Consider the following 23,655-nt stretch of genomic DNA (forward strand, 5'->3'; position numbering starts at 1 on the left):
GTCGATGACAGGGGCAGGGCTGCATCAGTCCTTGGCGCGCTCGACATAGGAGCCGTCAGCCGTCATCACGACGATGCGGGTGCCGGGTCCGATGTGGGGCGGCACGGCGGTGCGCACGCCGTTGGTCAGGATCGCGGGCTTGTAGGAGGACGAGGCAGTCTGACCCTTGGTCACCGGCTCGGTCTCGGCAACCTCGACCGTGACGCGCTGCGGCAGCTCGATTGCGACAGCCTTGTCCTCGAAGACCGAGAGAGAGACCTTCATGCCTTCCTGCAGATAGGGCGCCGTGTCGCCGACCACGGAGTTGTCGACATGGATCTGGTCGAAGGTCTCGGGGTTCATGAAGACGTACTGTTCGCCGTCCTGGTAGAGATAGGTGAAATCCCGGTCTTCGACATAGGCGCGCTCGACCTGCTCGGTCGTCTTGTAGCGCTGCGTCATCTTCACGCCGTCGGAGATGCGGCGCATGTCGATCTGCGTCGTCGGGGTGCCCTTGCCGGGAAAGAAGCTCTCAGCCGAGATGACGGAGCAGAGATGCCCGTCGAGTTCGAGAACGTTGCCCTTGCGAACGGAGCTGGCGATGACCTTGACCACGTGAGTTTCCTTGCTGGTGCGCATCGAGCGCGCGCGCTATGCGGATTTCGTCGCCGCGGAACTACCGCATTCGCGGGCGAAACGGAAGCTTGCAGAGATTCTTAACCGAGGTTCGATGGTCGAGGGACATCCGCCCTGGTGGCGGCGGGACATTCATGCCGACCGCCGGCCCGCATTGCTGGCGCGCGGACGCATCAAGGCAGCGCTGAGACGCTGGTTCGAGGCGCGCGACTTCATCGAGGTCGAGGCGGCGATCCTGCAGGTCTCGCCGGGCAACGAGACACATCTGCACGGCTTCGCGACCGCGCTGATCGACGATGCCGAGGGCGTGCATCCCTATTACCTGCACACGTCCCCGGAATTCGCGGCCAAGAAGCTGCTGGCGGCCGGCGAAAGCCGTATCTTCGATTTCGCCCGGGTGTTCCGCAATCGCGAACGCACGGCGCTGCACCATCCCGAATTCACCATGCTGGAATGGTACCGCGCCGGCGAGGATTACGACGCGCTGATGGCCGATGCCGCGGCTCTGCTGGCCGAGGCGGCCCGCACCGCTGGCGCAAGTCAGCTGCACTGGCGGGGGCTGGTCGCCGATCCTTTCGCCGAACCCGAGCGCCTGACCCTGCATGATGCCTTTGTCCGACATGCCGGCATCGAGCTGCTCGCGACCATCGCGGAGAACGGGGCGACCGATCGAGAGGCTCTCGCCGCAGCTGCGCTGGCTGCCAATATCCGGCTTGCTGGGGACGACAGCTGGTCTGACATTTTCAGCCGGGTTCTCTCGGAGAAGATCGAGCCGCATCTTGGTCGCGGTTGCGCCACCATCCTTTGCGAATACCCGATCTCGGAGGCGGCCCTGGCGCGGCCGAAGCCGGACGATCCGCGTGTCGCCGAGCGTTTCGAGCTCTATGCCTGTGGTGTCGAGCTTGCGAATGCCTTTGGCGAACTGACGGACCCGGCCGAACAGCGTCGGCGGTTCGAGGCGGACATGGACGAGAAGCAGCGCATCTACGGCGAACGCTACCCGCTCGATGAGGATTTCCTMACAGCGCTGGATGCGATGCCTCCGGCCTCCGGCATCGCGCTCGGCTTCGATCGGCTGGTGATGCTCTGCACCGGTGCGCGCCGGATCGAGGACGTGCTCTGGACGCCGGTAGCCGAAGCGGGCAGGACACGCCGATGACCGCCCATACCCCTCTTCGCAGCATCGACGCGCTTGTGGCGCGGGGGCTTGTCGTGCCGGCGCGGCGTGAGGCGCTGGATGCGGTTGCCGAACGTTACGCCGTTTCCGTCACTCCCGCGATCGCGGCATTGATCGACCCGTCCGATGCGGCCGATCCGATCGCGCGCCAGTTCATCCCCGATGCGGCGGAACTGCTGACCATGCCGCAGGAAATGGCCGACCCGATCGGAGACGACGCGCATTCGCCGGTCGAGGGGGTGGTTCATCGCTATCCCGACCGCGCGCTGCTGAAGCTCGTCCATGCTTGCCCGGTCTATTGCCGCTTCTGCTTCCGGCGCGAGATGGTCGGCCCCGGTGGCGCCTCGCTTGCCGGAGAGAAGCTCGACGCGGCGCTGGCCTATCTCGCGTCGCGGCCGGAGATCTGGGAAGTCATCATGACGGGGGGCGACCCGTTCATCCTCTCGGCGCGCCGCGTGCGCGAGGTCGCCAAGCGGCTGGCGGCGATCCCGCATATCAAGGTGACGCGCTGGCACACGCGGGTGCCGGTGGTCGACCCCGAGCGGATCACGGCCGATTACGCCCGCGCCCTGCGCGTGCCCGGCAAGGCGAGCTACATCGCCATTCATGCCAACCATCCGCGCGAATTCACGCCGGCGGCGCGTACCGCGATCGCGCGCCTCGCCGATGCCGGCCATGTCCTGCTCAGCCAGAGCGTGCTGCTCAAGGGTGTCAATGCCGATATCGAGACCTTGGCTGCGCTCATGCGCGCCTTCGTCGAGAACCGGGTGAAGCCCTATTACCTGCACCATCCGGATCTCGCACCGGGCACCTCCCATTTCCGGCTGTCTCTGGCGGAGGGACAAGCGCTCGTCAAAAGCCTGCGAGGCCATCTTTCGGGCCTGTGCCAGCCGACCTATATCCTCGATATTCCCGGAGGGGCCGGCAAGATTCCGGTCGGTCCATCCTTCCTTTCGGGCTGCGAGATGCCGGGCGCCGAGGCGCAGGCTGAAGACCGTTTCGGTACGCAGCATTCCTACCCGCCAGCTTGAGTACCAGCGCGGCGCATCGCCAAGGAGCGATCATGCAAGAGAAAATGCCCATCGCCATCGTGTCGGATGTGGTCTGCCCGTGGTGCTTCATCGGCAAGGCGCGGCTCGAGACGGCGCTGGCCAATCACGGCCTGACCGACCGCGTCGCCATCACCTGGCTGCCCTATGAACTCAATCCGGACATGCCTGCGGAAGGTGCGGACCGGGCGAGCTATCTCGATGCCAAGTTCGGGCCCGGCAAGCGCAAGGAAATCGAGATCAGGCTCTCGGAAGCGGCACTCGAAAGTGGTGTGACGTTCAACTGGTCGAAGGTCATGCGTACGCCCAACACCCGTATGGCCCATATGCTGATCGCGGCCGCGTCCACCGTGCAGCGCGGCAGTGAGATGAAGGCAGCCCTGTTCAAGGCCTATTTCCAGGACGGGCGAGATATCGGCGATCTGGAGACGCTGGTGGCGATCGCGACCGAACTCGGGTTCGAGGAAAATGCGGCTCGCGACGAACTCACCAATGATGAATTGCGTGAGACGATCATCGGCCTCGAGGCCCACGCCCAGAAGGTCGGGGTGACCGGGGTGCCTTTCTTCATTGTCGACGGCAAGCTCGCGGTTTCGGGCGCGCAGACGCCGGATGTCTGGACCAAGGTCTTTGCCCAGCTTGCGCGCGAGACGGCGTGAGCGAGAATATCTCCGGTTTTCGTTTGCCTCCGCGCTGGTCTAGAAGGGGCCGGCGGGGGGCAGAGTCGAGATGAGATCGGACGCGACGACACGGGCCGTTACGACTGCGGACGGCCGATTGACGATCGAGGGCGAGCGCAATGCGTTCGTACAGAGCCCGGCCCGGCACCTCCTTCTTGAAACGGGGCCGCTCGATGTGGTCTCAGGCTATGCCAGCCAGAACGGTTCGCTCGGTTCCGCTGCTAGACTTCGCGGATTTGGCTCCCTGGGGCGCGATTGGCTCGGGCGTGCCGGATTTGCGGACCGTGCTCAGCACGTCGCGCTGAGCATACGGGCCCTTCCTGAAACCGGCGAAGGCAAGATGCTGCTCAGGCTGGGTTTTGACGACGAAGCGGATGCTCCGCATGCCGGGGCCTTTTCGGCCGATCTTTTCGTCTCCGCACCGGTCTATGCCGAATTGAAGAGCGATCTGCAGGCGGGCCTGGTCGATGCCATCTCGATCTCGGCGGCGACCAATCTCTGGATCAGCGATGCCGATCGCGATCCGCCGGCCGGCGGCCCTGTGACCTGGTATCTCGGTATCGAGGCGGACGGTCGCACGAGTGGCAGTGCCAAGGGGCTGGTGCAGAGCCTGAGCTGGTCTCAGCGCGGGCGCAGGCAGGAAGAGCCGCATCCGGTGCTTGCTGTCCATCCCACTGGAGCTGCGGGTGAAGACCCGGAGGACGGTATCGAGTTCCGCAAGCTGCGCCAGATGACCGTGCTCAATCGCTGGATGATGAATCTGCTGATTGCGCTGATCGCCATCATGTTCGTGCTGGCTTTGAAGTGATGTTCATGTGCGAAGGTCCGATGTGATGGGTGTCGTCCGCTATCTCAGCCACCCCCAGGTCAAGATTGATCCAGCCGTGCCTGTGCCCGATTGGGGGCTGTCGGATATCGGCCGGGCACGGGCCCAGGCCTTTGCGGCTGCGCCTGGGCTCGTCGGAACCCGGCTCGTCGTCTCGTCGGCCGAGCGCAAGGCGATCGAGACGGCCGAATGCGTCGCGGAGCAGCTCGGCCTCACCGTCAAGATCCGCGAGGCCATGCACGAGAACGATCGGTCGGCCACGGGTTTCCTGCCGCCGTCGGAATTCGAGAAGGTGGCCGACGAGTTCTTCGCCAATCCCGAGCTGAGCGTTCGCGGCTGGGAGCGTGCGCTCGATGCGCAGTTGCGGATCGTTCGGGAAACAGAAGCCGTACTGGCCGCGGCGGGGGATGGCGACATTCTGCTCGTCGGCCATGGCGGGGTCGGCACCTTGCTGCTCTGCGCTACGTCTGGCTGGCCGATCAAGCGCCTGCGCGATCAGCCCGCAGGCGGTGGCAATCTCTTCGCATTCGACGTAACGACGCGAATCGTGCAGCACGGCTGGCAATCGATTGAGGAGTTCGCAGCGTTATGACCGCCAAKATCAACGATCTTCGTGACCGCATGATCGTGGCGCTCGACGTGCCGACGATCTGGGACGCCTACCGCATCGTGTCCGAACTGGGCGATGGGGCGAGTTTCTACAAGATCGGCTACCGCCTCGCCTTTGCCGGCGGGCTCGACCTGTCCCGTCAGCTGATCTCGGAGGGCAAGAAGGTCTTTCTCGACCTCAAGCTGCACGACATCGGCAACACGGTCACCGAGGGGGTCGATTCCCTGACCAAGCTCGGCGTCACCTTCCTCACCGTCCACGCCTATCCGCAGACCATGCGCGGAGCGGTCGAGGGGCGGGCCGACTCCGATCTGAAGCTGCTCGCCGTCACCGCGCTCACCTCCTACGATGATGGCGATCTGCGCGATGCCGGCTACGGCCTCGCCGTGCGCGATCTCGTGCGCCTGCGTGCCCAGCAGGCCCGCAGCGCGGGCATCGACGGTATCGTCTGCTCCGCCGCCGAGACCGAGATCGTGCGCGACATCATTGGTCCCGACATGGTCATCGTGACGCCCGGCATTCGCCCCGCGGGAAGTGCCGCCGGCGACCAGAAGCGGACCCTGACGCCCGGCGAGGCGATCCGCGTCGGCGCCGACTATCTCGTCATCGGGCGCCCCATTATCCGCGCGGCTGACCCGCGTGCGGCGGCTGCCGCGATCATGGACGAGATCGCCGCGGCTTCGTAGTCTGGCCGGATCAGGTTTCAACCAAAGAACGGAAGCTGGAAATGCCCAAGGGATATGTCATCGGTCGCGCCATGGTCTCCAACGCGACGCTCTGGGCGGTCTACGCCGCCAAGGCCTCCGAGGTGATCAAGCAGTATGGCGGTACGCCGATCGTGCGTGGCGGCCAGATGACGGTGGCCGAAGGCGAGGGCCGGGCCCGCAACGTCGTCATCGAATTCAAGGATTTCGAGACGGCCAAGGCCTATGCGAATTCGCCGGAATATGCTGCGGCCCGCAAGGAGCGCGAAGGCGCTGGCGAGATCGATCTCGTTGTCGTGGAAGGGCTCTGAGCCATGGCGAAGGGATATTGGGTCGCCCGCGTCGATGTCGAGGATCCGGAGGCATACGCCAGGTATCGCACCCTGAATGCCATCGCCTTCGCCAAATTCGGCGCGAAGTTCCTGGTGCGTGGCGGCGAGTACAAACTCGCGCGCGGCGAGGGACGCAAGCACAACGTCGTCATCGAGTTCAAGGACGAGGCAACGGCGCGCGCCTGCTACGAGTCGCCTGAATACCAGGAGGCGACCAAGCATCTGGCGCAGGCGGGTCAGTCCGACCTCGTCATCATCGGGGGCTATGACGGGCCTCAGCCCGGCGCGTGATGCCTCCGCACCAGCGATAGCGCGCCTGCAATCGCATCGCCTCTGACGGCGGAGAGCCTGCGCCTGACATCGGGCGCAAGCCAGGCCTCCATCGCGGAGGACAGGCCGCCGATCAGCGCAACGCGTGGCACCTCGCGCTCGAACAAGGTGCGCACCATGGCGTCGATCAGGGCCGCGCCATTCTGCATGATGGCCCGGGCATGCGAGTCGCCGAGGTCCGCATGGCGCAGCACCAGGGGCGCGAGCGTCGCGTAATCCGTGGCGTGGGCCTTGTCCATCCAGGCGATGACCTCGAACGGATCGCCCTGGAACCTGGCCAGGACGTCCGTCGTGAAGCGCGTTTGCGGCTCCCGGCCGTCATGGGCACGCAGCGAGACGCGAATGGCGGCAAGGCCGAGATCGGCGCCGCTGCCCTCGTCACCAACCGGGAAGCCGTAGCCGCCAATCCGAATCTCGCGTCCGTCGACGCGGGCGAGGCCGATCGAGCCGGTGCCGATGATGATGATCCCACCGTCCTCACCGGCATGAGCGCCAAGGCAGGCGCCGAGCCCATCGCTCTCGAAGACTGTGACGGCGAAGGGGCTTGTCCAGCCTGCAAGCTCCTCCTGCATGCCCTTGCGGCCGATGCCGGCAAGGCAGATTCCGGCGCGGACCCGACTGAACTGATCCTCGCTGAGGCCAGCCTCGCTCATCGCGCCGCGCGCTGCCTGCATCACCGCGGCAAGCGAGGCCTCCAGACCGAGACGGAGCGAGGCCGGCCCCGCGATGCCCGAGCCGAGCACCTCTCCCTGGGCGGTCTCGAGCCGGCAGCGGCAGCCAGTGCCGCCGCCATCGACACCAAGATACAGATCGGCCACAGCGCTCATGCGCCGACCCGTTCGATATCGGCGCCGCAGCGCCTGAGCTTGCGGTCGAGAGCCTCATAGCCGCGGTCGAGATGGTAGATGCGGCTGACCACGGTCTCGCCCTCGGCAGCGAGCCCTGCGAGCACGAGGCTGACCGAGGCGCGCAGGTCGGTCGCCATGACCGGCGCCGCCTTGAGCGCTTCGACGCCGCGCACCATGGCGCTGGTACCCTTCAGCGTGATGTCGGCGCCGAGCCGGACCAGCTCCGGGACATGCATGAAGCGGTTCTCGAACACCGTTTCGCGGATCAGCGAGGTACCGTCCGCCACGCTCATCAGCGCCATGAACTGCGCCTGCAGATCGGTCGAGAACCCGGGATAGGCCTGGGTCATGATGTCGATGCCGGTGAGACGGCCTGGCCGCGACACCATCAGCCCGCGATCGGTCGGCCAGAGTCTGACGCCGGCGGCTTCGAGCGCTTCGCCGACGGCTGCGAGATGTTCGAGCCGTGCGCCGACCAGTTCGAGTTCGCCGCCGGTGATCGCGGCCGCAACCGCATAGGTGCCTGCCTCGATGCGGTCGGCGACGATCTCATATGTCGCTGGCCTGAAGCTCTGGGCGCCCTGGACCTGCAGGCGATGGCTGCCGATACCCTCGATCCTGACGCCCATTGCGACGAGGCAGCGGGCGAGGTCGAGGACCTCCGGTTCCTTCGCCGCGTTGACGATCTCGGTTTCGCCGCTGGCAAGGCCCGCCGCCAGCAAGGCGGTTTCGGTGGCTCCGACCGAGGAGAAGGGAAAGACGATGCGCGCGCCGCGCAGACCGGCGGGAGCATTTGCCTCGATATAGCCGCCGGCGACGCTGATTTCGGCGCCGAGGGCCTCAAGCGCCTTCAGGTGAAGGTCGACCGGGCGTGCGCCGATCGCGCAGCCGCCGGGCAGGGAGACGCGGGCATGGCCGAAGCGGGCGATGAGCGGCCCCAGCACCAGAATGGTCGCGCGCATCTTGCGGACGATGTCATAGCTCGCATCCCGCGGCGCGGCTTCGCTGGCGTTGAGCGTCAGCGCATCCGCCGCGCGCCCGGAGAAGCTGACGCCGTACCCTTCCAGCAGGGCCTGCATTGTCCCGATATCGACCACATCAGGCAGGTTGCGCAGGGTCAGTGGCTTGTCGGAGAGGAGCGCGGCTGCAAAGGCAGGCAAGGCGGCATTCTTGGCGCCGCGGATATCGACGGTTCCGGACAGCCGCTGGCCGCCGCGGATCAGGAGCTTGTCCATCAGGGGGCCTCTTGCGCGCGTTCGGGGGACTTCTCATAGCGCAGGAAGCGGTGCTCCGCGCCGGCGAAATCGCGGCTGTACTCGCTGGCTCGATGCCAGCCAGCCCGCTCATAGAAGCGTCGCGCGCCCATATTGGCCGCGAAGACCTCGAGCGAGCAGGCGCCATTCGCCTCGGCATGGGAGAGCAGGGCTGCTCCATGGCGGCGGCCGGTCTCGGCCACGAAAAGCATGATGACATGACCGTCGAGCAGCAGCAGGACGCCTCTGACGCCGCCATCGTCCAGGACTGTGAGATGCTCCAGGTCCCGTTCGAACCGGGCCTCGAAATGCGCAACGTCATAGGTCGACGCCGCATCGCCGATGATGGGACGGAAGCTGGTCTGATAGGCTTGCGCAAGGATGGCTGCCGCCGGAGCGATATCGCCAGGCTCTGCCTTGCGGATGATCACGACCGGCCCCGCAGACGGGGATCGAGTTCATCGCGGAGCGCGTCGCCGAGCAGGTTGAAGCCGAGCGAGAGGAAGAGGATGCCGAGCCCGGCGAAGATCGCGTTCCAGGGCGAGAGCAGCACGAAATTGCGCCCTTCCGCCAGCATCAGCCCGAGCGAGGGCGTCGGCGGCTGGGTACCGAGGCCGAGGAAGGAGAGCGAGGCCTCGACCAGGATGGCGGCCGACAGCAGCAACGAGGTCTGGACCAGGATCACGGAGGCCAGATTGGGCAGGATATGGCGCAGCATGATGCGCAGGTCCGAGGCGCCGATCGAGCGGATGCCGGCGACGAAGTCGCTCTCGACCAGAACGAGGGCCGGGCCACGGATCAGTCGTGCGAAGATCGGCACATAGACGACCGCAATCGCGATGGCGGCGCTTTCCGTTCGCGGCCCGAGCATGGCGATGATGCCGATGGCGAGCAGCATCACGGGAAAGGCGAAGAGAATGTCCATCAGCCGCATCACGATGCGCTCGCACCAGCTGCGATACAAGGCTGCGAGGAGGCCGAGGCCGCCCCCGACGAGCAGCGCGAGGCCGACGGCGATGCCGCAGGCGATCAGGGCGGTGCGGTAGCCATAGAGGATGCGCGCCAGGATATCGCGGCCGAGATGATCGGTGCCAAGCCAATGCGCGAGGCTCGGCCCCTTCAGGCGGGCGACGATGTCCTGGGCGAGCGGGTCATAGGGCGCAATCAGGGGGGCGGCGAGCGCCAGCACGATCTGCAGCGTGACGATGATGCCCGCTGCGATGGCGATACGGCGGCTCTGGCTCATCACGTAGTCCTGAGCCTTGGGTCGATCAGCGCATAGGCGAGATCGACCAGGGCGTTCACCAGCACGAAGCCGACGGTGACGATGAGGATGGTGGCCTGGACCAGCGGGTAGTTCCGCTCGGCGATGCCGCCGAGGATCAGCCGCCCGAGGCCCGGAATCGAGAAGACCTGCTCGACCACGATCGCGCCCCCAAGCAGATAGCCCGTCATGATGCCGACGCTGGTGACGAAGGGAATGAGCGCGTTGCGGAGCGCATGCCGGTAGAGCACCGCGGTCTCCGAAAGCCCCTTGGCGCGGGCCGTGCGGATATAGTCCTGGCTGAGCGCGTCGAGCATCGCTGTGCGGACAAGGCGCGACAGATTGGCAAGGATCGGCAATGCCAGCGCGATCGCCGGCAGCAGCAGCCGCTGCAGGTTACCGAGCGGGTCCTCGCTGAACGGGACATAGCCGAGCGAGGCGAAGCTTGGGGCCAGGCTTGCCACGGTGATCAGCATGACGATGCCGAGCCAGAAGGACGGGATGGTGAGCCCCGCGATCGCGCCGATGCGCAGGACGAGATCAGCCCGTCCGCCGCGCCAATGCGCCATCAGGCAACCGACGGGCACAGCGAGGCCGGCGCCGATGACGAGCGCCAGCACGGTGAGCTGCAGGGTCGGCCAGATCTGGGCCGTGATTTCCTGGAGCACCGGCCGGCCGGTCCAGATCGAGGTGCCGAAGTCACCGTGGAGCGCTCGCCCGAGCCAGCTCAGATATTGCTCGAGCAGCGGCCGGTCGAGCCCGAGTTCGCTGCGCATCGCCGCAACGCGTTCCGGCGTCACTTCGGTATTGGCGCCGAGCATGATCGCGACCGCATCGCCCGGGATCAGCCGGATCATCATGAAGACGATCACGGAGATTCCGAAGAGCACGATCGCGAGGTCGAGGCAGCGCTGGAGCAGATGGCGGAGCATGCCTCGACCGTGCCGGATCAGCGCAGGCTGGCGCGGCCGAGCGAGACCAGCGAGCGGTTGGCGTAGATGTCATAGCCCTGCAGGTTGCCGCGCACGGCGCTGAACAGGGTGGGATAGGCGATATGGGCCGCCGGGCCCGAGCAACCGAGGATCTTTTGCGCGTCGCGATACGCCGCCTGCCGCGCTGGCTTGTCGAGTGTCGCGCGGCCCTTGTCGAGCAGCGCATCGAGCTCGGGGTTGCTGTACTTGAAGACGTTGGTCGATCCTCCCGTGCGGAACGCGCGGTAGAAATAGTCGTCGGGCTCGATGCTGCCGGCATTGGTCGAGGCGAAGAGGTCGAAATTCGAGTTGCGCCAGTCCTGTACGAACTGGCCTAGCTCGGGGTTCTTCAGCTCCACCTTGAAGCCGGCCTTGCCGAGCTGCTGCTGCACGACCTGGGCGATGTCGCGGATGTCCTGCCGCGGCAGGACCGTCATGCTGACCGAGATCGGCGTGGCGATGCCGGCTTCCTTGAGCAGTGCCTGGGCCTTGGCCGGATCATGCGTGTAGCAGGGCAGGTCCTTCACATCGACCGCCCAGTCCTTCAGCACGGGAGGCAGCGGGGCAGCCGGTGCACCGCTGCCGAACAGCGCTGCGTCGATGATCTCCTTGCGGTTCAGGGCGTAGTTCAGCGCCTCGCGCACCTTCGGATTGTCGAAGGGCGGCTTGGAGACGTTCATGCCGATCAGCGTGTAGGCGAGCTCCATCGTCTCGCGGATCGCCACATTGGGCTTGCCCTTGAGCTGAAGCGCGGTGGCTGCATCGATATGCGGCAGCAGCGCGAACTGGCCATTGCCGATTCCGACCTGGCGCGTGGCCGCTTCGGGAACGAAGTTGAACTTGACGCCTGCAAGCTTCACCTCGGCCGCATTCCAGTAGCCGGCATGCTTGGCGAGTCGGATGAAGCCGTTCGGCTGCCATTCCTCGAACTTGAACGGGCCGGTGCCCATCGGCGCGCGCTGCAGCGCGTCCTTGTTGCCCTCGAGCCCGCGTGGGACGATCGCGATGCCGGTCAATGATGCGAGCAGCGGGGCCGACGGCTCCTTGAGCTTGAGCTTGAGCGTGGTCGCGTCGACGGCCGTTGCGCTTTCCAGCGCTCCGAGGCGGCTCGCGAGCGGCGAGCCGACATCCTTCGAGAGCACCCGCCGCAAGGACGAGGCGGCGTCTTCCGCTTCCATCGGCTTGCCGTCATGGAAGGTCACGCCGGAGCGGAGCTTGAAGGTCACGGTCTTGCCGTCGGCGGACGCGGTCCAGGACTCGGCCAGGCCGGGGATGATGTTGAGGTCCTTGTCGAGCGCGGTCAGTCCTTCATAGATCGGGCCGAGCACGAGCTGCGACGAGGCGAAGGCTGTGACGATATGGGGATCGAGCCCTGCGGGAGAAGCCTCGACGGCGACCTCGAGCACCTGGGCGGACGCAGCACCGGCGATCAACGCGAAGGCCGTGGCAGCGATGCTGCTGCGCAGCGCGCGGCATCGTCCCGAACCCTGCTTCATGGCGCGATACATGGCCCATCCCTCCCGGCAGACGGCGCATTCTCGGGCGCTCGTGCGATCAGTTTCGCATATGGACCACTTAGGGACCAATCTGGACAACGCTTAGCCGATCGCCTAGAGCCAGTGCAAGCCTTGAAGCTTGCCATGGGCATTAGGGAACGGAAGATGCGCGATCTGGCCAAGCAGACACTGACCGCGATCGGCGTGATCAGCGGCACGTCGATGGACGCGATCGACGTCTCCATCGTCGAGAGCGATGGCCGCGAGACGCTCCGCTTCGGCGCCGGCGCTTCCTACCCTTATCCGGCACAGACGCGGCGTGAACTTCAGGCTCTGATTGCCGAGGCCGAACGAGCGGTCAAGGAACCGCTGCTCGAGCTGGAGGCGGCTGTCACCGCCGCCCATCTCGATGCGGTCAGGCGCTTCATGGCCGAACAGGCGCTCGATCCGCAGAGCATCGACCTCGTCGGCCTGCATGGCCAGACCGTCTACCACCGGCCGGAAATCCGCTTCACCCGCCAGCTCATCGACGGGCCGGCGGTTGCAAGAGCGCTTGGCGTCCCGACCGTCGATCGCTTCCGCTACGCCGACGTTGCGGCGGGCGGCGAGGGGGCTCCCTTCGCGCCGCTCTATCACCGTGCGCTGGCGCAGGGGCTGGAGCAGCCCGTGATGGTGCTGAACCTCGGTGGCGTCGGCAATGTCACCTATATCGACGGCGACGACGTGATCGCGTTCGACACCGGTCCGGCCAGCGCGATCCTTGACGATTTCGTCTTGCGGCGGTTGGGCCGTGAATACGATGCCGGCGGGGCACTGGCGGCGAGCGGGCAGATGCGTGAGGACCTCGTGGCAGATTTCATGGCGAATCCGTTTTTCGAACGCCCAGCGCCGAAATCTCTGGACCGCAATGATTTTCATCGCCGCGCCAAGGGCGTGGAAGCTCTCTCCGACGCCGATGGCGCCGCAACCCTCGCCGCCTTTACGGTGGAAAGCGTGGTCGCCGCGCTGCGTCATGTGCCGAAGGCGCCGAGGCGCTGGCTGGTCACGGGCGGCGGTCGCCTGAACAGTCATTTCATGGCGAGGCTGCATGAGCGCCTCGGTGTGCCGGTCGAGCCCGTAGAGGCTGCTGGCTGGGCTGGCGATGTCATCGAGGCGCAGACCTTCGGTTATCTCGCGATCCGCTCGGTCAAGGGCCTGCCGCTCAGCCTGCCCGGCACGACCGGCGTGCCGGAACCGCTGACCGGCGGGCGGCTCAACCTGCCGAGCTAGTCTTCGCGTCGGCGGCGCGCTTCGGGCAGCCAGCGCCGGGCCCCGCATCGCAGCATCCGCAATCCGACCTTTGGCGGCGCAGCCCAATGATGAATTGGCCCGCCGCGGCGCGATCGGCTGGCTTGCCTTGCCGTGAAGCGAGAATCGGGTCGGCGTGGTTGGTCCGACAACCGAGCAAAACGAGGGACGCTGGTCGAGGCCGCATGCCTTCCAGACGAAACAACTCTTCCCTGTCGGTTCCTCGCTTGCTACTGGGCTAAAGTGGACTTATTTTGGTCTGGTCACGAGGGGGCTATCCATGGCGACTGAAGACGTCAGCGCGCGCTTTCGAGAACTTGATGCCTGGGGCGACCTCGACATCCTCAAGGCGCTTTACGAAGGCCAGCTTGCAGCGGTCGCCACCATCGCGTCGTCCTTGCCGGCGATTGCGGAAGCCGTTGCCGCGGCCGTGCCGCGCCTCGAGGCCGGTGGCCGCCTGATCTATGCAGGTGCCGGCACCTCGGGCCGCATCGGCGTGCAGGACGGCGCGGAACTGACCCCGACCTTCGACTGGCCGGAAGAGCGGTTGGCCTTCGCCATCGCTGGCGGCGACGAGGCGATCCTCCACGCCGTCGAGAATGCCGAGGATTCGGTTGATGACGGCGCGGGCGCGATGCGCCGCACCGATGTCGGGCCGAACGACGTCGTGATCGGTCTCGCTGCCAGCGGCCGCACGCCTTACACGCTCGCCGCCATCGGGGAAGCCAAGGCGCGTGGCGCCCTGACCATCGGCGTCGCCAATAACCGCGGCTCGGCACTGCTGCGCACGGCGGATCTCGGCATCCTCACCGAAACCGGGGAAGAGGTCGTTGCCGGCTCCACCCGGATGAAGGCCGGAACCGCCCAGAAGATCGTGCTCAACCTGTTCTCGACGCTGCTGATGATTCGTCTCGGCCGGGTCTATCGCGGCCTGATGGTCCATATGCGCGCGACCAATGCCAAGCTCCGGCTGCGGGCGGCGCAGATGGTCGAGATGATCACCGGATGCGGCATGGAGGCCGCCGCCCGCCATCTCGACCGCGCCGGCGGCGATGTGAAGCGCGCCGTGCTGCTTGCAAGCGGCGCCGAGGCTGCCTTGGCCGAGAGCTTGCTCGCTCGCCATCATGGCAATCTGCGCCTGGCCCTGTTCGATCTCGGCGTCGGGACGAACGGCCCGGCCAAGGCGCCTCCAAGGGCGGCCCGGTGAGCGAAACCTCACCCGGGCGCGGTCCGCGGCGTCCGCGCGAGGGCGCGTCCGACGCTGCCCCCGAAGCGATGCCGGCCAAGCAGCAGGCGATCCTTCAGGCGCTCGCCGGAGACGACCCGACGCCACGTTATCTCAGGCTCGCCGGCGCTCTGTCCCGGCTGATCGAGACCGAGGTCTTCCTTCCCGGCGATGCCGTTCCCTCCGAGCGCGACCTCGCCCAGCTGACCGGCTATGCCCGGGTCACCGTGCGCAATGCCATCGACGAGCTCATTCGCAGCGGCGCGTTGTCGCGACGGCATGGCTCGGGCACCTTCGTCGCCTCGCGTATGGAGCAGCCGCTCTCGGTCCTGGCGAGTTTCTCGACCGATATCGAGAACCGCGGCGGCCGGCCGGGCTCGATCTGGCTGTCGAAGGAGCTGGCGCGGCCGAAGCCGCAGGAATCGATGGCGCTGGGTCTCGGACCGAGCGACGCTGTCGTCCGGTTGATCCGGGTCAGAACGGCGGATGGAGAGCCGCTGGCGATCGAATGCGCCGTCGTGCCCGCCACCATCCTGCCGTCGCCGGATCTGATCGAAACCTCGCTCTACGCCGCGCTCGCGCAGAGGGGGGCAGCACCTGCCCATGGCGTGCAGCGCATCCATGCCGGCCTCGCGACGGCGGATGAGGCAAAGCATCTCGGCATTCCGGCAGGCAGCGCGCTGCTCAGGATCGAGCGCCGTGCGTTTCTCGGCAATGGCAAGCCGGTCGAGTTCACGCTCTCCGCCTATCGCGGCGATCGCTATGATTTTGTCGCGACCTTGAAGGGCGAAGCGATGGGGCCGCAATCGTGACACTGCAGGATCGAAACCCCTCCCGCATGTCAGCCGAGATCGCTGAAATCCCCGAGGCCGCGACGCGGCTTCTGCAGGAGGGGCAAGGCGAGATTGCGCGCGTCGCCGATGCGCTGCAGATGTCGCGCGTCAGCCATGTCGTCGTCAGCGGCCGGGGCAGTTCCGGCCATGCAGGCACGCATCTGCGCTATCTCATCGAGACCCGCCTGGGCTTGAGCTCTGCGGCGGCGGCCCCTTCGGTGGTGACGCGCTATGGCGCAAGCCCGCGTCTCAGGGAGGCGCTCTATATCCTGATCTCGCAGTCTGGCCGCAGCCCCGATCTGGTGGCGGCGGCCGAGCAGGCGACAGAGGCCGGGGCGCAAACGGTCGCCATCGTCAATGATCCCGATTCCCCTGCCGCTCGGGCCTGCCGCCATGTCATCCCGATCGCGGCAGGTCCCGAGCTCGCCGTGGCCGCAACAAAGACCGTTGTGAACACGATGCTGGCCGGCATGCTGCTGGTCGCGCGTCTGAGCAGGGACGCTGCGCTCGCGACATCTGCGCAATCGGCTCCCGAACGTCTTGCCCAGGCGCTCACCCTCGACTGGTCGGCCTGGGCGCGCCGGCTGTCCGATGCACCGGCGGGTTTCGTCATCGGGCGCGGTCTGACGCTGGGACCAGCGCGCGAGGCCGCGCTCAAGGCGGCCGAGGTCCTGGGCGTGCCCGTGCTGGCGTTCAGCTCGGCGGAAGTCCTGCACGGACCCAAGGCCGCGATCCGGAGCGAGCATCCGATCCTCGGCCTCAATGCCGGTGGTGAGGTTTCGGAGAGCATCGAGGAGGCCCTGGCGACGCTTCGTCACGAGGGGGCGTCGATCTTCTCGGGAAGCGGACTGCGGCCGACACTCCCGGGACTGGCAGCGGGCGACCCGGCGCTCGACGCGATCGCGCTGCTGGTGCCCGTCTATCGCGCGCTGGAAGCCGAGGCGGTGCGGCTTGGCCGCGATGTCGACCGTCCACCGGGGTTGGTCAAGGTCACGGAGACGCTGTGATGGCAGCGCGGCGGCAGGGCTGGCGTGCGCGGCGCCTGTTCGATGGCGAGCGGATCTGGCCGGATCGCCTCGTCATCGCCGAGGATGGGATCGTCACCGAGATGCTGCCGTCAAGCGCGCAGCCGCACTGCGTGATCGAGGAACTGCCGGATGACGGCGTGCTCGCGCCGGGCTTCATCGATGTTCAGGTCAATGGCGGTGGCGGCGTCATGCTGAACGATACACTGAGCTGCGACGGCATAGCTGCGATCAGCGCTGCCCATGCCCGCTTCGGCACGCGGTTCCTGCTGCCGACCCTCATCAGCGCCAGCAGGGCAGATATCGCGAAGGCCATCGCAGCCGCACGCGAAGCGATTGCGCGCGCTGTGCCGGGCGTTCTCGGCATTCACATCGAGGGCCCCTTCATCAATCCCGAACGTCGTGGCGCGCATCTGGTCGCCAATCTCCTGCGGCCCGAGCCGGAGGATGTCGATCTGTTGACGTCGCTCGGCGCCGCTGGCGTGACACTGGTGACGCTCGCGCCCGAATGCGTGCCTTCCGGCTTCATCCGCGCGCTGGTCGCGCGTGGCGTCAAGGTCTGCGCGGGCCATTCCAACGCGAGCGCGGCTGAGATGGCGGCGGCCCATGCCGAGGGCCTGAGCGGTGCCACCCATTTGTTCAACGCCATGTCGCAGCTCGGCTCGCGCGAGCCGGGCGTGGTCGGTTCCGTGATGTCGGGCATGGGGTTGACCGCGGGCATCATCGCGGACGGGCACCATGTCGCCTGGCCGTCCTTTCAGGCTGCGTTTCGCGCGATCGGGCCGGACAGGATGATGCTTGTCACCGACGCGATGGCGACGATCGGCGCCGACGGGGATGCCTTCGAACTCTTCGGCGAGACGATTCATGTCAGCGGCGGCCGGCTCGTCAATGCCGAGGGCCGCCTCGCAGGCGCTCATCTCGACATGAATGCCGCGATTCTCAATGCCTATCGGCACGGCGGCGCGACGCTTGAGCAGGCCTTGGCGATGGCGAGCGCAACGCCTGCGGCCTATCTCGGCCTATCCACCAGCCATGGCCGGATCGCGCCGGGGCGGCGGGCGGAATTCTCCGTGCTGCGCACCGGCGGCTAGTTCCGCAGAGCGGATATCGTATCCTGCCGGAGGGCTTGGCCTTCTGTGATCGCGTCGGCTTCCCCGACGATCGCAATCCGCTCTTCGGGCCGATGGTTGGCGCCATCGGCTCAGGTGAGCCTGTTCCTGAACATCCAGGCGGCGAAGGGCAGGGTCACGGCGGCAATGGCGACGAGCGCCAGCATCTCCGGCAAGAGCTGCCTGATTCCGGCACCCTCCAGATAGATTTGATGCGTGATGCTGATGGCGTAGCGCAGCGGGTTGATCAGGGTGAAGTACTGCAGGATCTCGGGCATGTTGCCGATCGGCGCCGTCAGGCCCGAGAGCAGCATGAACGGCATCAGCAGCACGAATGAGCCGATCATTGCCTGCTGCATATTGCCCGCGATGGACGAGATGAAGAGGCCGATCCCGACCGATGCCGAGAGGAACAGGAAGAGGCCGAGATAGAGCATCGCAAAACTGCCGGAGAACGGGATCTGGAACCAGAGTTGCGCCACCAGCAGAATCAGCGTCGACTGGGTGAGCCCGATCAGCATGGCGGGGACTGCCTTGCCGACCATGATCTCCGAGGGCCGGAACGGCGTCACCAGCAACTGATCGAATGTGCCTTCCTCGCGCTCTCGCGCCACCGACATCGCAGTCAGCATCATCGTCATCATCATGGTGATGGTGCCGATCAGGGCCGGAACCATGTACCAGCGCGTTTCGAGGGTGGGGTTGTACCAGGCCCGTGTGGTCATGCGAACGGGTGGGCCGGGCTGGCCGTGCGAACTCTGCCAGTCGGCTCCAAAGCCGGTGACGATCTGGCTGACATAGGTTTGGGCGGTACCCGCGGTGTTTGAGTTGCGCCCGTCGGCGATGACTTGCACGGCGGGCGCGGTCCCCGCCTGCAGACCGCGCTCGAAATCGTAGGGAATGGTGATCACCAGCAAGGCGCGCTGGTCGTTGATGATGTCGGCGATCTGGCGCTCGACGTCGAGCGTGGCGACCCGCGTGAAGGTGCCGGAACCGTCCAGGCGCGCGATCAGTGCGCGCGAGACGGCGCTTCGATCGTGGTCGAGCAGTGCATAGGACACGTTGTTGAGGTCATAGGTCGCGGCATAGCCGAAGATCAGGCACTGCAGGACCGGTGGGGCGATCAGGGAGATGCGGCTCTTCGGATCCTTCAGGATCGCGAGCAGTTCCTTGCGGATTAGGGCGAGGATGCGCAGCAGCGTGTCGAGCATGGCCCACCTCACACGATGGTCTTGCGCGTCGCGCGTATCGCAAGCGCGATCAGCACTGCGGCCATGACGGCCAGCACCGCAGCATTCGGCAGGATTACCGGCCAGATGTCCCCGGCGAGGAACAGGGTCTGCAGAACGCTGACGAAATAGCGCGCCGGGAAGATATGCGTGATCACCTGGATCGCGACCGGCATGCTGCGGATGTCGAACATGAAGCCGGACAGCATCATCGCCGGGAGAAAGGTGGCGATGATCGTGATCTGGCTCGCGACGAACTGGCTCTTGGTCAGTGAGGAGATCAACAGGCCGATGCCGAGCGCGACAATCAGATAGAGCATCGACACGGCAACGAGCAGCCCGAGCGAGCCTCTGATCGGCACGCCGAAGAGCAGCTTGGCACCAAGGATCGAGAGGGCGAGCCCGATCATGCCGAGGATGAAATAGGGCACGGTCTTGCCAAGCAGGATCTCGCCGGGACGCACGGGCGTGACGAACAGCGCCTCGAAGGTTCCGCGCTCCCATTCCCGCGCAACGACAAGCGCGGTCAGCAGCGCACCGATCAGCGTCATCACCAGCACGATCAGGCCGGGAACCAGGAAGTAGCTGCTGTTATTGGCATCGTTGAACCAGAGCCGGCTCTCGATCGAGACTGGCGGACCGGCGATGATGCGGCCCATCGCGGCCTCGCGCGCCATCCAGGTTGCAACGGCACCCTGAGCATAGCCGAGCGAGATGCGGGCGGTATTGGCGTCGGTGCCATGGACCAGCACCTGGATCTCGGCCGTGCCCTGCTCCATCCGGCGCGCGAAATCGGGCGGTATGCGGACAATGGCGTGGACGCGCTTGTCGAGCATCATCCGCTCGGCCTCGGCCATGGTCTTGACCTGCACCGCGTTGAAATAGTCGGAGAGTTCGAAACTCGACGCCGCGCCGCGCGCCTCGGCCGAGATGTCCTCCATGACGATCGCGACCGGGACGTTCTTGACGTCGAAGGAAAGCCCGTAGCCGAAGAGCACGAGCAGCAGCATCGGCATGATCACGCCGATCGCGATGCTGCTCGGGTCGCGCACGACCTGCCAGCCCTCCTTCCGGATCAGCGCCGCGATGCGGCGCAGCCTTGCCATTCCGCCGGTCTGTGAGGTCACGGCGGTCATGCTGCGGGCCTCTGCTCGGCACGCCCGTCACGCGACGTCTCGACGATGGCGATGAAGGCATCTTCCATCGTCGGTTGGCGTCCGTCCTGGGCCGTGGCATGGGCCCTGATCTCGGCCGGCGTGCCTTCTGCCAGGCTGCGTCCGGCATCGAGGATGATGATCCGGTCGCAATATTCTGCTTCCTCCATGAAATGCGTGGTCACGATCACGGTGACGCCCTGCTCGGAGAGCGCCGTGATCCGGCCCCAGAATTCGCGCCGCGCGATCGGATCGGCGCCGCTCGTCGCCTCATCGAGGAAGAGGATGTCCGGCTCGTGCAGCAGGGCGGTGCCCATCGCGAGGCGCTGCTTGAAGCCGCCCGGCAATTGCCCGCTCGGCAGCCGGGAGAAGGCATCGAGCTCGAATTGCTGCTTCGCCCAGGTGATCCGGTCCGCCTTGCGCCTCCCACGCAGCCCATAGGCACTGGCGAAGAAATCGAGATTCTCGTCGACGCTCAACTGGCCGTAGAGCGAGAATTTCTGGGCGACGTAGCCGAGCCTGCGCCGCGCCTCGGCACGAGATGTCCGCAAATCCGCGCCAGCGACACGCAGCGTGCCGTGCGAGGCTGGCAGCAGCCCGCAGAGCATCCGGAACGTGGTGCTCTTGCCGGCGCCGTTGGGGCCGAGAAGCCCGTAGATCTCGCCGCTCCGAACCTCGAAGCTGACATGATCGACAGCGGTGAAATCGCCGAAGGTGCGGACGAGGTCACGCACCTCGACCGCCATGGCGCCGGAACCCGGGGAGGTGGGCTGGTCGAGCGTCATGGCACTGCTGCGTGTGCGCTCGGCGACGGCAGCAAACAGCACCATGAACCCGTCCTCGAAACGTGGCGGCACGCGGCGATGCCGAAGCGTGCCGTCGCCGAGGGGCAGGGCGCCCGTTTCGCTCGGAGCTGCGAGCACGACGCGGACTTGCCCGGCTTCGGGCACGGCATCGATGACGCCGTCCTGCTGAAACAAGCGTGCCTGCAGCGAACGTGCCGGCATTCCCTTGGGCGTCTCGATGATGAAGGTGCGGCCTTCAGCTTTCGCCGTGATCTCGCTCGGCGTGCCCTGCGACAGCACCTTTCCGGCATGCATGACGACTGCATGGTCGCAGAGCTCGGCCTCGTCGAGATAGGAGGTGCTGACGATGACGGTGAGCCCATCCTCGCGCACCAGCTTGAGCACGATCGCCCAGAGCTCGCGCCGCGACAGTGGGTCGACGCCGACGGTCGGCTCGTCCAGCAGCAGTAGTTCGGGAGCACGGACGAGGGTGCAGGCGAGCCCCAGTTTCTGCTTCATGCCGCCGGACAGCTTCCCGGCCAGCCGCTCGCGAAAACGCCCGAGCTGGGTCATCTCGAAGAGGCGAGGGTAGATGTGCTCGCGTTGGTCGGCACCGACGCCGTGCAGATCGGCATAGAGATCGAGGTTCTCCTGGACGCTCAGATCCTCATAGAGCCCGAATTTCTGCGGCATGTAGCCGATGCGGTCCTGTACGGCCTGGGGATCGTCAGCGACGACAATGCCGAGAACGTCGAGCATACCCTCATCGGGTTTCATCAACCCGGCGATCAGCCGTAGCAATGTGGTCTTGCCGGCACCGTCGGGGCCGACGAGGGCGGTCAGCGTGCCTTCCCTGGCTTCGAAGGAGACATCGTCGAGTGCCTTGACGGTTTCGCCGGTGGCCCGGCGGAACGTCTTGTGGAGGGTCCGCGCCGTGACGGGTGAGACGGGCGCGGCGGGGGTCATGGCTTGGTCTTCCCGGTCTCGGGTACAGCAGCGCTGTTTGCGACCGCAGCCTCGGCTCCCGGCAACATCTTGATGGTGGCTGGCATGCCGAGGCGCAGCCTGTCCTGCGGGTCCTCGACGAAGACACGCATCTCGTAGACGAGGCTCGTGCGCAGATCCTCGGTCTGCACCGTTTTCGGGGTGAACTCGGCGACGGGTGAGATGAAGCCGATCCAGCCTTCGAGCGGCTGGTTCGGAAAGCTGTCCGTGGTGACCTGCATCCGCATGCCAGAGCGGACCTGTCCGAGCTTCGGCTCAGCCACATAGGTCCGCACCCATTTCGTGCCGGTCATGGCCAGTGAAAGCACCGGGCGGCTGGGCGAGGCCATCTCGCCGGGTTCCATCAGCCGCGAGCGAACCACGCCGTCGAAGGGAGCAAGCAGCTGCGCATCGACCAATTGGCGCCGGGCGAGCGCAAGCTGCGCCTGGTTGCCGCGGAGCTGTGCCTCTGCCTGCGCGATGTCCTCCGAGCGCGGGCCGGCGAGAGAAAGGTCGAGGGCGCTCTTTGCGACATCGAGCTTTGCCTTGGAGGTCTCGGCAAGAGCCTTGGCGGCATCGAGGTCCTGCTGGCTGACGGCATTCGCGGACAGGGCGCGCCGCCGCTCATATTGCGCGGCGGCGTTGACCGAATCCGCCCTGGCCGATTCCAGGTTGGCGCGGGCCTGGGCGATCTCCTCGGGGCGAGAGCCGTTGCGCAATCGATCGAGTGCGGCCTTCTGGGCCCCGACAATCGCTTCCATCTGGTCGATCTGCGGTTGCAGGCGGCTCGTATCCAGCTTCGCAAGGACCTGGCCGCTGCGAACGACATTGCCCTCCTCGACAAGGATCGCGGCGATGCGTTCGCTGCCGTTGAAGGCCAGCGAGGCCTGCCTGAGATCGACATTGCCGTAGAGGACCAACTCGGATGTCGCGGCGGGGCGGTGGCTAAACCACCAGGCGCCTGCGGCCCCCAAGAGGGCGATGACAGCCAGTATGCGCGGTGCCTTGCTCATGCCTTCAAGGATAGGCGCGTGGTGCAATATGTCAAATCTGAATTTAAATTCTATCTTTCAAATATTCTTGATCGGCGTTAAGCTCGGGTCATGAAACGAGCGATTCCTCAAAAACGACCCGGTCGCCGCGAGGACGGTGCGGCCACCAAGGCGCAGATTCTCGATGCGGCCGGAGAGGTCTTTGCGGAAAAGGGCTTTGATCGCGCCACCGGCAAGGAGATCGCCGAGCGGGCGGGCAGCAATTCTGCTGCCGTGAATTACTATTATGGCGGCATCGACGGGCTCTATGCCGAGGTGTTGGTCGAGGCGCATCGCCGCCTGCTGACCTATGATCGGCTGCTCAAGCTGGCAGAAGCCCCAGGGACTCCGGAGGACAAGCTTCGCACCCTCATTGGTCTCGTGGTCCGCACGATCATGGGGCCCGCCTCCTCGAGCTGGTCCTTGCGGGTCCTGAGCCGTGAGGTGCTGGCTCCAACACCCGCTTTCGCAGTGCTGCGGGATCGCGAGATTCTCCCGAAGAAGCGCATCGTCACCGGGATCGTCGGCGAAATCCTGGGAGTGCCGCATGATCACCCCGTCGTTGCCCGGTGCTGTCTCACTGTCATCGCCCCCTTCGTGGTGATGCTCGTCGGCAACCGCCAGGTCCTCGCGCAGGTCTTTCCCGACCTGGCGTCGGACCGGGGCGCTGTCGACGAGATGGTCGCCCATTTCCAGCGCTTCGCTTTCGGCGGCATCGCTGCCGTGGCAGCGGAACTCGATGCGCGGGAGGAAGCTCGTTCCGCCTGAGGTGATGTGCTGCCGATCAGGCTTGCATCCATCCGACCTCCAACCGTCGGATCCCGCGCCATTGCCT

The 23,655-nt window shown here is 66.2% G+C and carries 25 protein-coding genes; 14 read left to right on the top strand and 11 right to left on the bottom strand.

Annotated features, from left to right (window positions below; translation table 11 throughout):
* Window positions 1–24 precede the first annotated feature (24 nt).
* Complete coding sequence (gene efp / locus AC1DGP_RS24670; RefSeq protein ID WP_441490200.1) at window positions 25–618, bottom strand: elongation factor P; 594 nt, start codon at window positions 616–618, stop codon at window positions 25–27.
* 91 nt (window positions 619–709) lie between these two features.
* Between efp and epmA the strand changes: the two genes are divergently transcribed.
* The 8 genes from epmA to AC1DGP_RS24710 all read left to right on the top strand — a co-directional run bounded on the left by epmA (window position 710) and on the right by AC1DGP_RS24710 (window position 6,284).
* On the top strand, window positions 710–1,774 hold the full coding sequence (gene epmA, locus AC1DGP_RS24675) for an EF-P lysine aminoacylase EpmA (RefSeq protein WP_441507267.1): 1,065 nt from the start codon (window positions 710–712) through the stop codon (window positions 1,772–1,774).
* On the top strand, window positions 1,771–2,823 hold the full coding sequence (locus AC1DGP_RS24680; protein WP_441507266.1) for a lysine-2,3-aminomutase-like protein: 1,053 nt from the start codon (window positions 1,771–1,773) through the stop codon (window positions 2,821–2,823). Before epmA ends, AC1DGP_RS24680 begins: the two co-directional genes overlap by 4 nt.
* A gap of 32 nt (window positions 2,824–2,855) precedes the next feature.
* Complete coding sequence (locus AC1DGP_RS24685) at window positions 2,856–3,500, top strand: DsbA family oxidoreductase (RefSeq protein WP_441507265.1); 645 nt, start codon at window positions 2,856–2,858, stop codon at window positions 3,498–3,500.
* 70 nt (window positions 3,501–3,570) lie between these two features.
* Window positions 3,571–4,329 carry a hypothetical protein gene (locus tag AC1DGP_RS24690; protein ID WP_441507264.1) on the top strand — a complete coding sequence of 253 codons (759 nt, stop codon included), beginning with the start codon at window positions 3,571–3,573 and terminating at the stop codon, window positions 4,327–4,329.
* A gap of 25 nt (window positions 4,330–4,354) precedes the next feature.
* Window positions 4,355–4,939 carry a histidine phosphatase family protein gene (locus AC1DGP_RS24695; RefSeq protein WP_441507301.1) on the top strand — a complete coding sequence of 195 codons (585 nt, stop codon included), beginning with the start codon at window positions 4,355–4,357 and terminating at the stop codon, window positions 4,937–4,939.
* Window positions 4,936–5,643, top strand: coding sequence for an orotidine-5'-phosphate decarboxylase (pyrF, locus tag AC1DGP_RS24700; protein WP_476832631.1), 708 nt, complete (start codon window positions 4,936–4,938; stop codon window positions 5,641–5,643). Before AC1DGP_RS24695 ends, pyrF begins: the two co-directional genes overlap by 4 nt.
* 41 nt (window positions 5,644–5,684) lie before the next feature.
* Complete coding sequence (locus tag AC1DGP_RS24705; protein ID WP_069877716.1) at window positions 5,685–5,972, top strand: DUF1330 domain-containing protein; 288 nt, start codon at window positions 5,685–5,687, stop codon at window positions 5,970–5,972.
* 3 nt (window positions 5,973–5,975) lie between these two features.
* The gene (locus tag AC1DGP_RS24710; protein WP_441490194.1) at window positions 5,976–6,284 is read left to right on the top strand and encodes a DUF1330 domain-containing protein; all 309 of its coding nucleotides are present in this window, start codon (window positions 5,976–5,978) and stop codon (window positions 6,282–6,284) included.
* On the opposite strand, the gene AC1DGP_RS24715 is transcribed toward AC1DGP_RS24710, so the two are convergent.
* The 6 genes from AC1DGP_RS24715 to AC1DGP_RS24740 are packed head-to-tail and all read right to left on the bottom strand — an operon-like array spanning window position 6,269 to window position 12,167.
* Window positions 6,269–7,150 carry a glucosamine kinase nucleotide-binding domain-containing protein gene (locus AC1DGP_RS24715; RefSeq protein WP_441490193.1) on the bottom strand — a complete coding sequence of 294 codons (882 nt, stop codon included), beginning with the start codon at window positions 7,148–7,150 and terminating at the stop codon, window positions 6,269–6,271. The genes AC1DGP_RS24710 and AC1DGP_RS24715 overlap by 16 nt on opposite strands.
* Window positions 7,147–8,406 (bottom strand): UDP-N-acetylglucosamine 1-carboxyvinyltransferase, encoded by a 1,260-nt coding sequence (murA, locus tag AC1DGP_RS24720; protein WP_441507263.1) that lies wholly within the window; start codon window positions 8,404–8,406, stop codon window positions 7,147–7,149. Before murA ends, AC1DGP_RS24715 begins: the two co-directional genes overlap by 4 nt.
* Window positions 8,406–8,855: a GNAT family N-acetyltransferase gene (locus tag AC1DGP_RS24725; RefSeq protein WP_476767800.1), complete on the bottom strand. Its 450-nt coding sequence runs from the start codon at window positions 8,853–8,855 to the stop codon at window positions 8,406–8,408. The genes murA and AC1DGP_RS24725 overlap by 1 nt, the downstream gene beginning before the upstream one ends.
* A complete protein-coding gene (locus AC1DGP_RS24730) occupies window positions 8,852–9,670 on the bottom strand; it encodes an ABC transporter permease (RefSeq protein WP_476832632.1) in 819 nt (272 codons plus the stop codon). Before AC1DGP_RS24730 ends, AC1DGP_RS24725 begins: the two co-directional genes overlap by 4 nt.
* Window positions 9,670–10,620 carry an ABC transporter permease gene (locus AC1DGP_RS24735; protein WP_441507260.1) on the bottom strand — a complete coding sequence of 317 codons (951 nt, stop codon included), beginning with the start codon at window positions 10,618–10,620 and terminating at the stop codon, window positions 9,670–9,672. The genes AC1DGP_RS24730 and AC1DGP_RS24735 overlap by 1 nt, the downstream gene beginning before the upstream one ends.
* 17 nt (window positions 10,621–10,637) lie before the next feature.
* Entirely contained in the window at window positions 10,638–12,167 is a 1,530-nt protein-coding gene (locus AC1DGP_RS24740; protein ID WP_441507259.1) for an ABC transporter substrate-binding protein, read from the bottom strand.
* Window positions 12,168–12,320: 153 nt separating this feature from the next.
* Between AC1DGP_RS24740 and AC1DGP_RS24745 the strand changes: the two genes are divergently transcribed.
* From AC1DGP_RS24745 to nagA, 5 genes are all read left to right on the top strand, one after another.
* A complete protein-coding gene (locus AC1DGP_RS24745) occupies window positions 12,321–13,424 on the top strand; it encodes an anhydro-N-acetylmuramic acid kinase (RefSeq protein WP_476767798.1) in 1,104 nt (367 codons plus the stop codon).
* A 298-nt stretch (window positions 13,425–13,722) separates the two neighbouring features.
* Window positions 13,723–14,649 carry an N-acetylmuramic acid 6-phosphate etherase gene (locus tag AC1DGP_RS24750; RefSeq protein ID WP_441507257.1) on the top strand — a complete coding sequence of 309 codons (927 nt, stop codon included), beginning with the start codon at window positions 13,723–13,725 and terminating at the stop codon, window positions 14,647–14,649.
* Window positions 14,646–15,479 carry a GntR family transcriptional regulator gene (locus AC1DGP_RS24755; protein ID WP_441507256.1) on the top strand — a complete coding sequence of 278 codons (834 nt, stop codon included), beginning with the start codon at window positions 14,646–14,648 and terminating at the stop codon, window positions 15,477–15,479. Before AC1DGP_RS24750 ends, AC1DGP_RS24755 begins: the two co-directional genes overlap by 4 nt.
* Window positions 15,480–15,505: 26 nt before the next feature.
* On the top strand, window positions 15,506–16,507 hold the full coding sequence (locus AC1DGP_RS24760; RefSeq protein ID WP_441507255.1) for an SIS domain-containing protein: 1,002 nt from the start codon (window positions 15,506–15,508) through the stop codon (window positions 16,505–16,507).
* On the top strand, window positions 16,507–17,619 hold the full coding sequence (nagA, locus tag AC1DGP_RS24765; protein WP_441507254.1) for an N-acetylglucosamine-6-phosphate deacetylase: 1,113 nt from the start codon (window positions 16,507–16,509) through the stop codon (window positions 17,617–17,619). Before AC1DGP_RS24760 ends, nagA begins: the two co-directional genes overlap by 1 nt.
* A 110-nt stretch (window positions 17,620–17,729) precedes the next feature.
* Here nagA and AC1DGP_RS24770 read toward each other — a convergent pair whose 3' ends face one another.
* Genes AC1DGP_RS24770 through AC1DGP_RS24785 form a run of 4 tightly spaced genes read right to left on the bottom strand, consistent with a single transcriptional unit; the run spans window position 17,730 to window position 22,802 of the window.
* Window positions 17,730–18,848 carry an ABC transporter permease gene (locus tag AC1DGP_RS24770; RefSeq protein ID WP_441507253.1) on the bottom strand — a complete coding sequence of 373 codons (1,119 nt, stop codon included), beginning with the start codon at window positions 18,846–18,848 and terminating at the stop codon, window positions 17,730–17,732.
* Between the two features lie 8 nt (window positions 18,849–18,856).
* Window positions 18,857–20,002: an ABC transporter permease gene (locus AC1DGP_RS24775; protein WP_441490181.1), complete on the bottom strand. Its 1,146-nt coding sequence runs from the start codon at window positions 20,000–20,002 to the stop codon at window positions 18,857–18,859.
* Window positions 19,999–21,771 carry an ATP-binding cassette domain-containing protein gene (locus AC1DGP_RS24780; protein WP_441507252.1) on the bottom strand — a complete coding sequence of 591 codons (1,773 nt, stop codon included), beginning with the start codon at window positions 21,769–21,771 and terminating at the stop codon, window positions 19,999–20,001. Before AC1DGP_RS24780 ends, AC1DGP_RS24775 begins: the two co-directional genes overlap by 4 nt.
* Window positions 21,768–22,802: an HlyD family secretion protein gene (locus AC1DGP_RS24785; RefSeq protein WP_441490179.1), complete on the bottom strand. Its 1,035-nt coding sequence runs from the start codon at window positions 22,800–22,802 to the stop codon at window positions 21,768–21,770. The genes AC1DGP_RS24780 and AC1DGP_RS24785 overlap by 4 nt, the downstream gene beginning before the upstream one ends.
* 90 nt (window positions 22,803–22,892) lie before the next feature.
* Here AC1DGP_RS24785 and AC1DGP_RS24790 point away from each other — a divergent pair, with 90 nt between their 5' ends.
* On the top strand, window positions 22,893–23,588 hold the full coding sequence (locus AC1DGP_RS24790; RefSeq protein ID WP_441490178.1) for a CerR family C-terminal domain-containing protein: 696 nt from the start codon (window positions 22,893–22,895) through the stop codon (window positions 23,586–23,588).
* The last annotated feature ends 67 nt before the right edge of the window (window positions 23,589–23,655 follow it).

The sequence above is a fragment of the Allobosea sp. 05T433 genome (assembly GCF_056396065.1).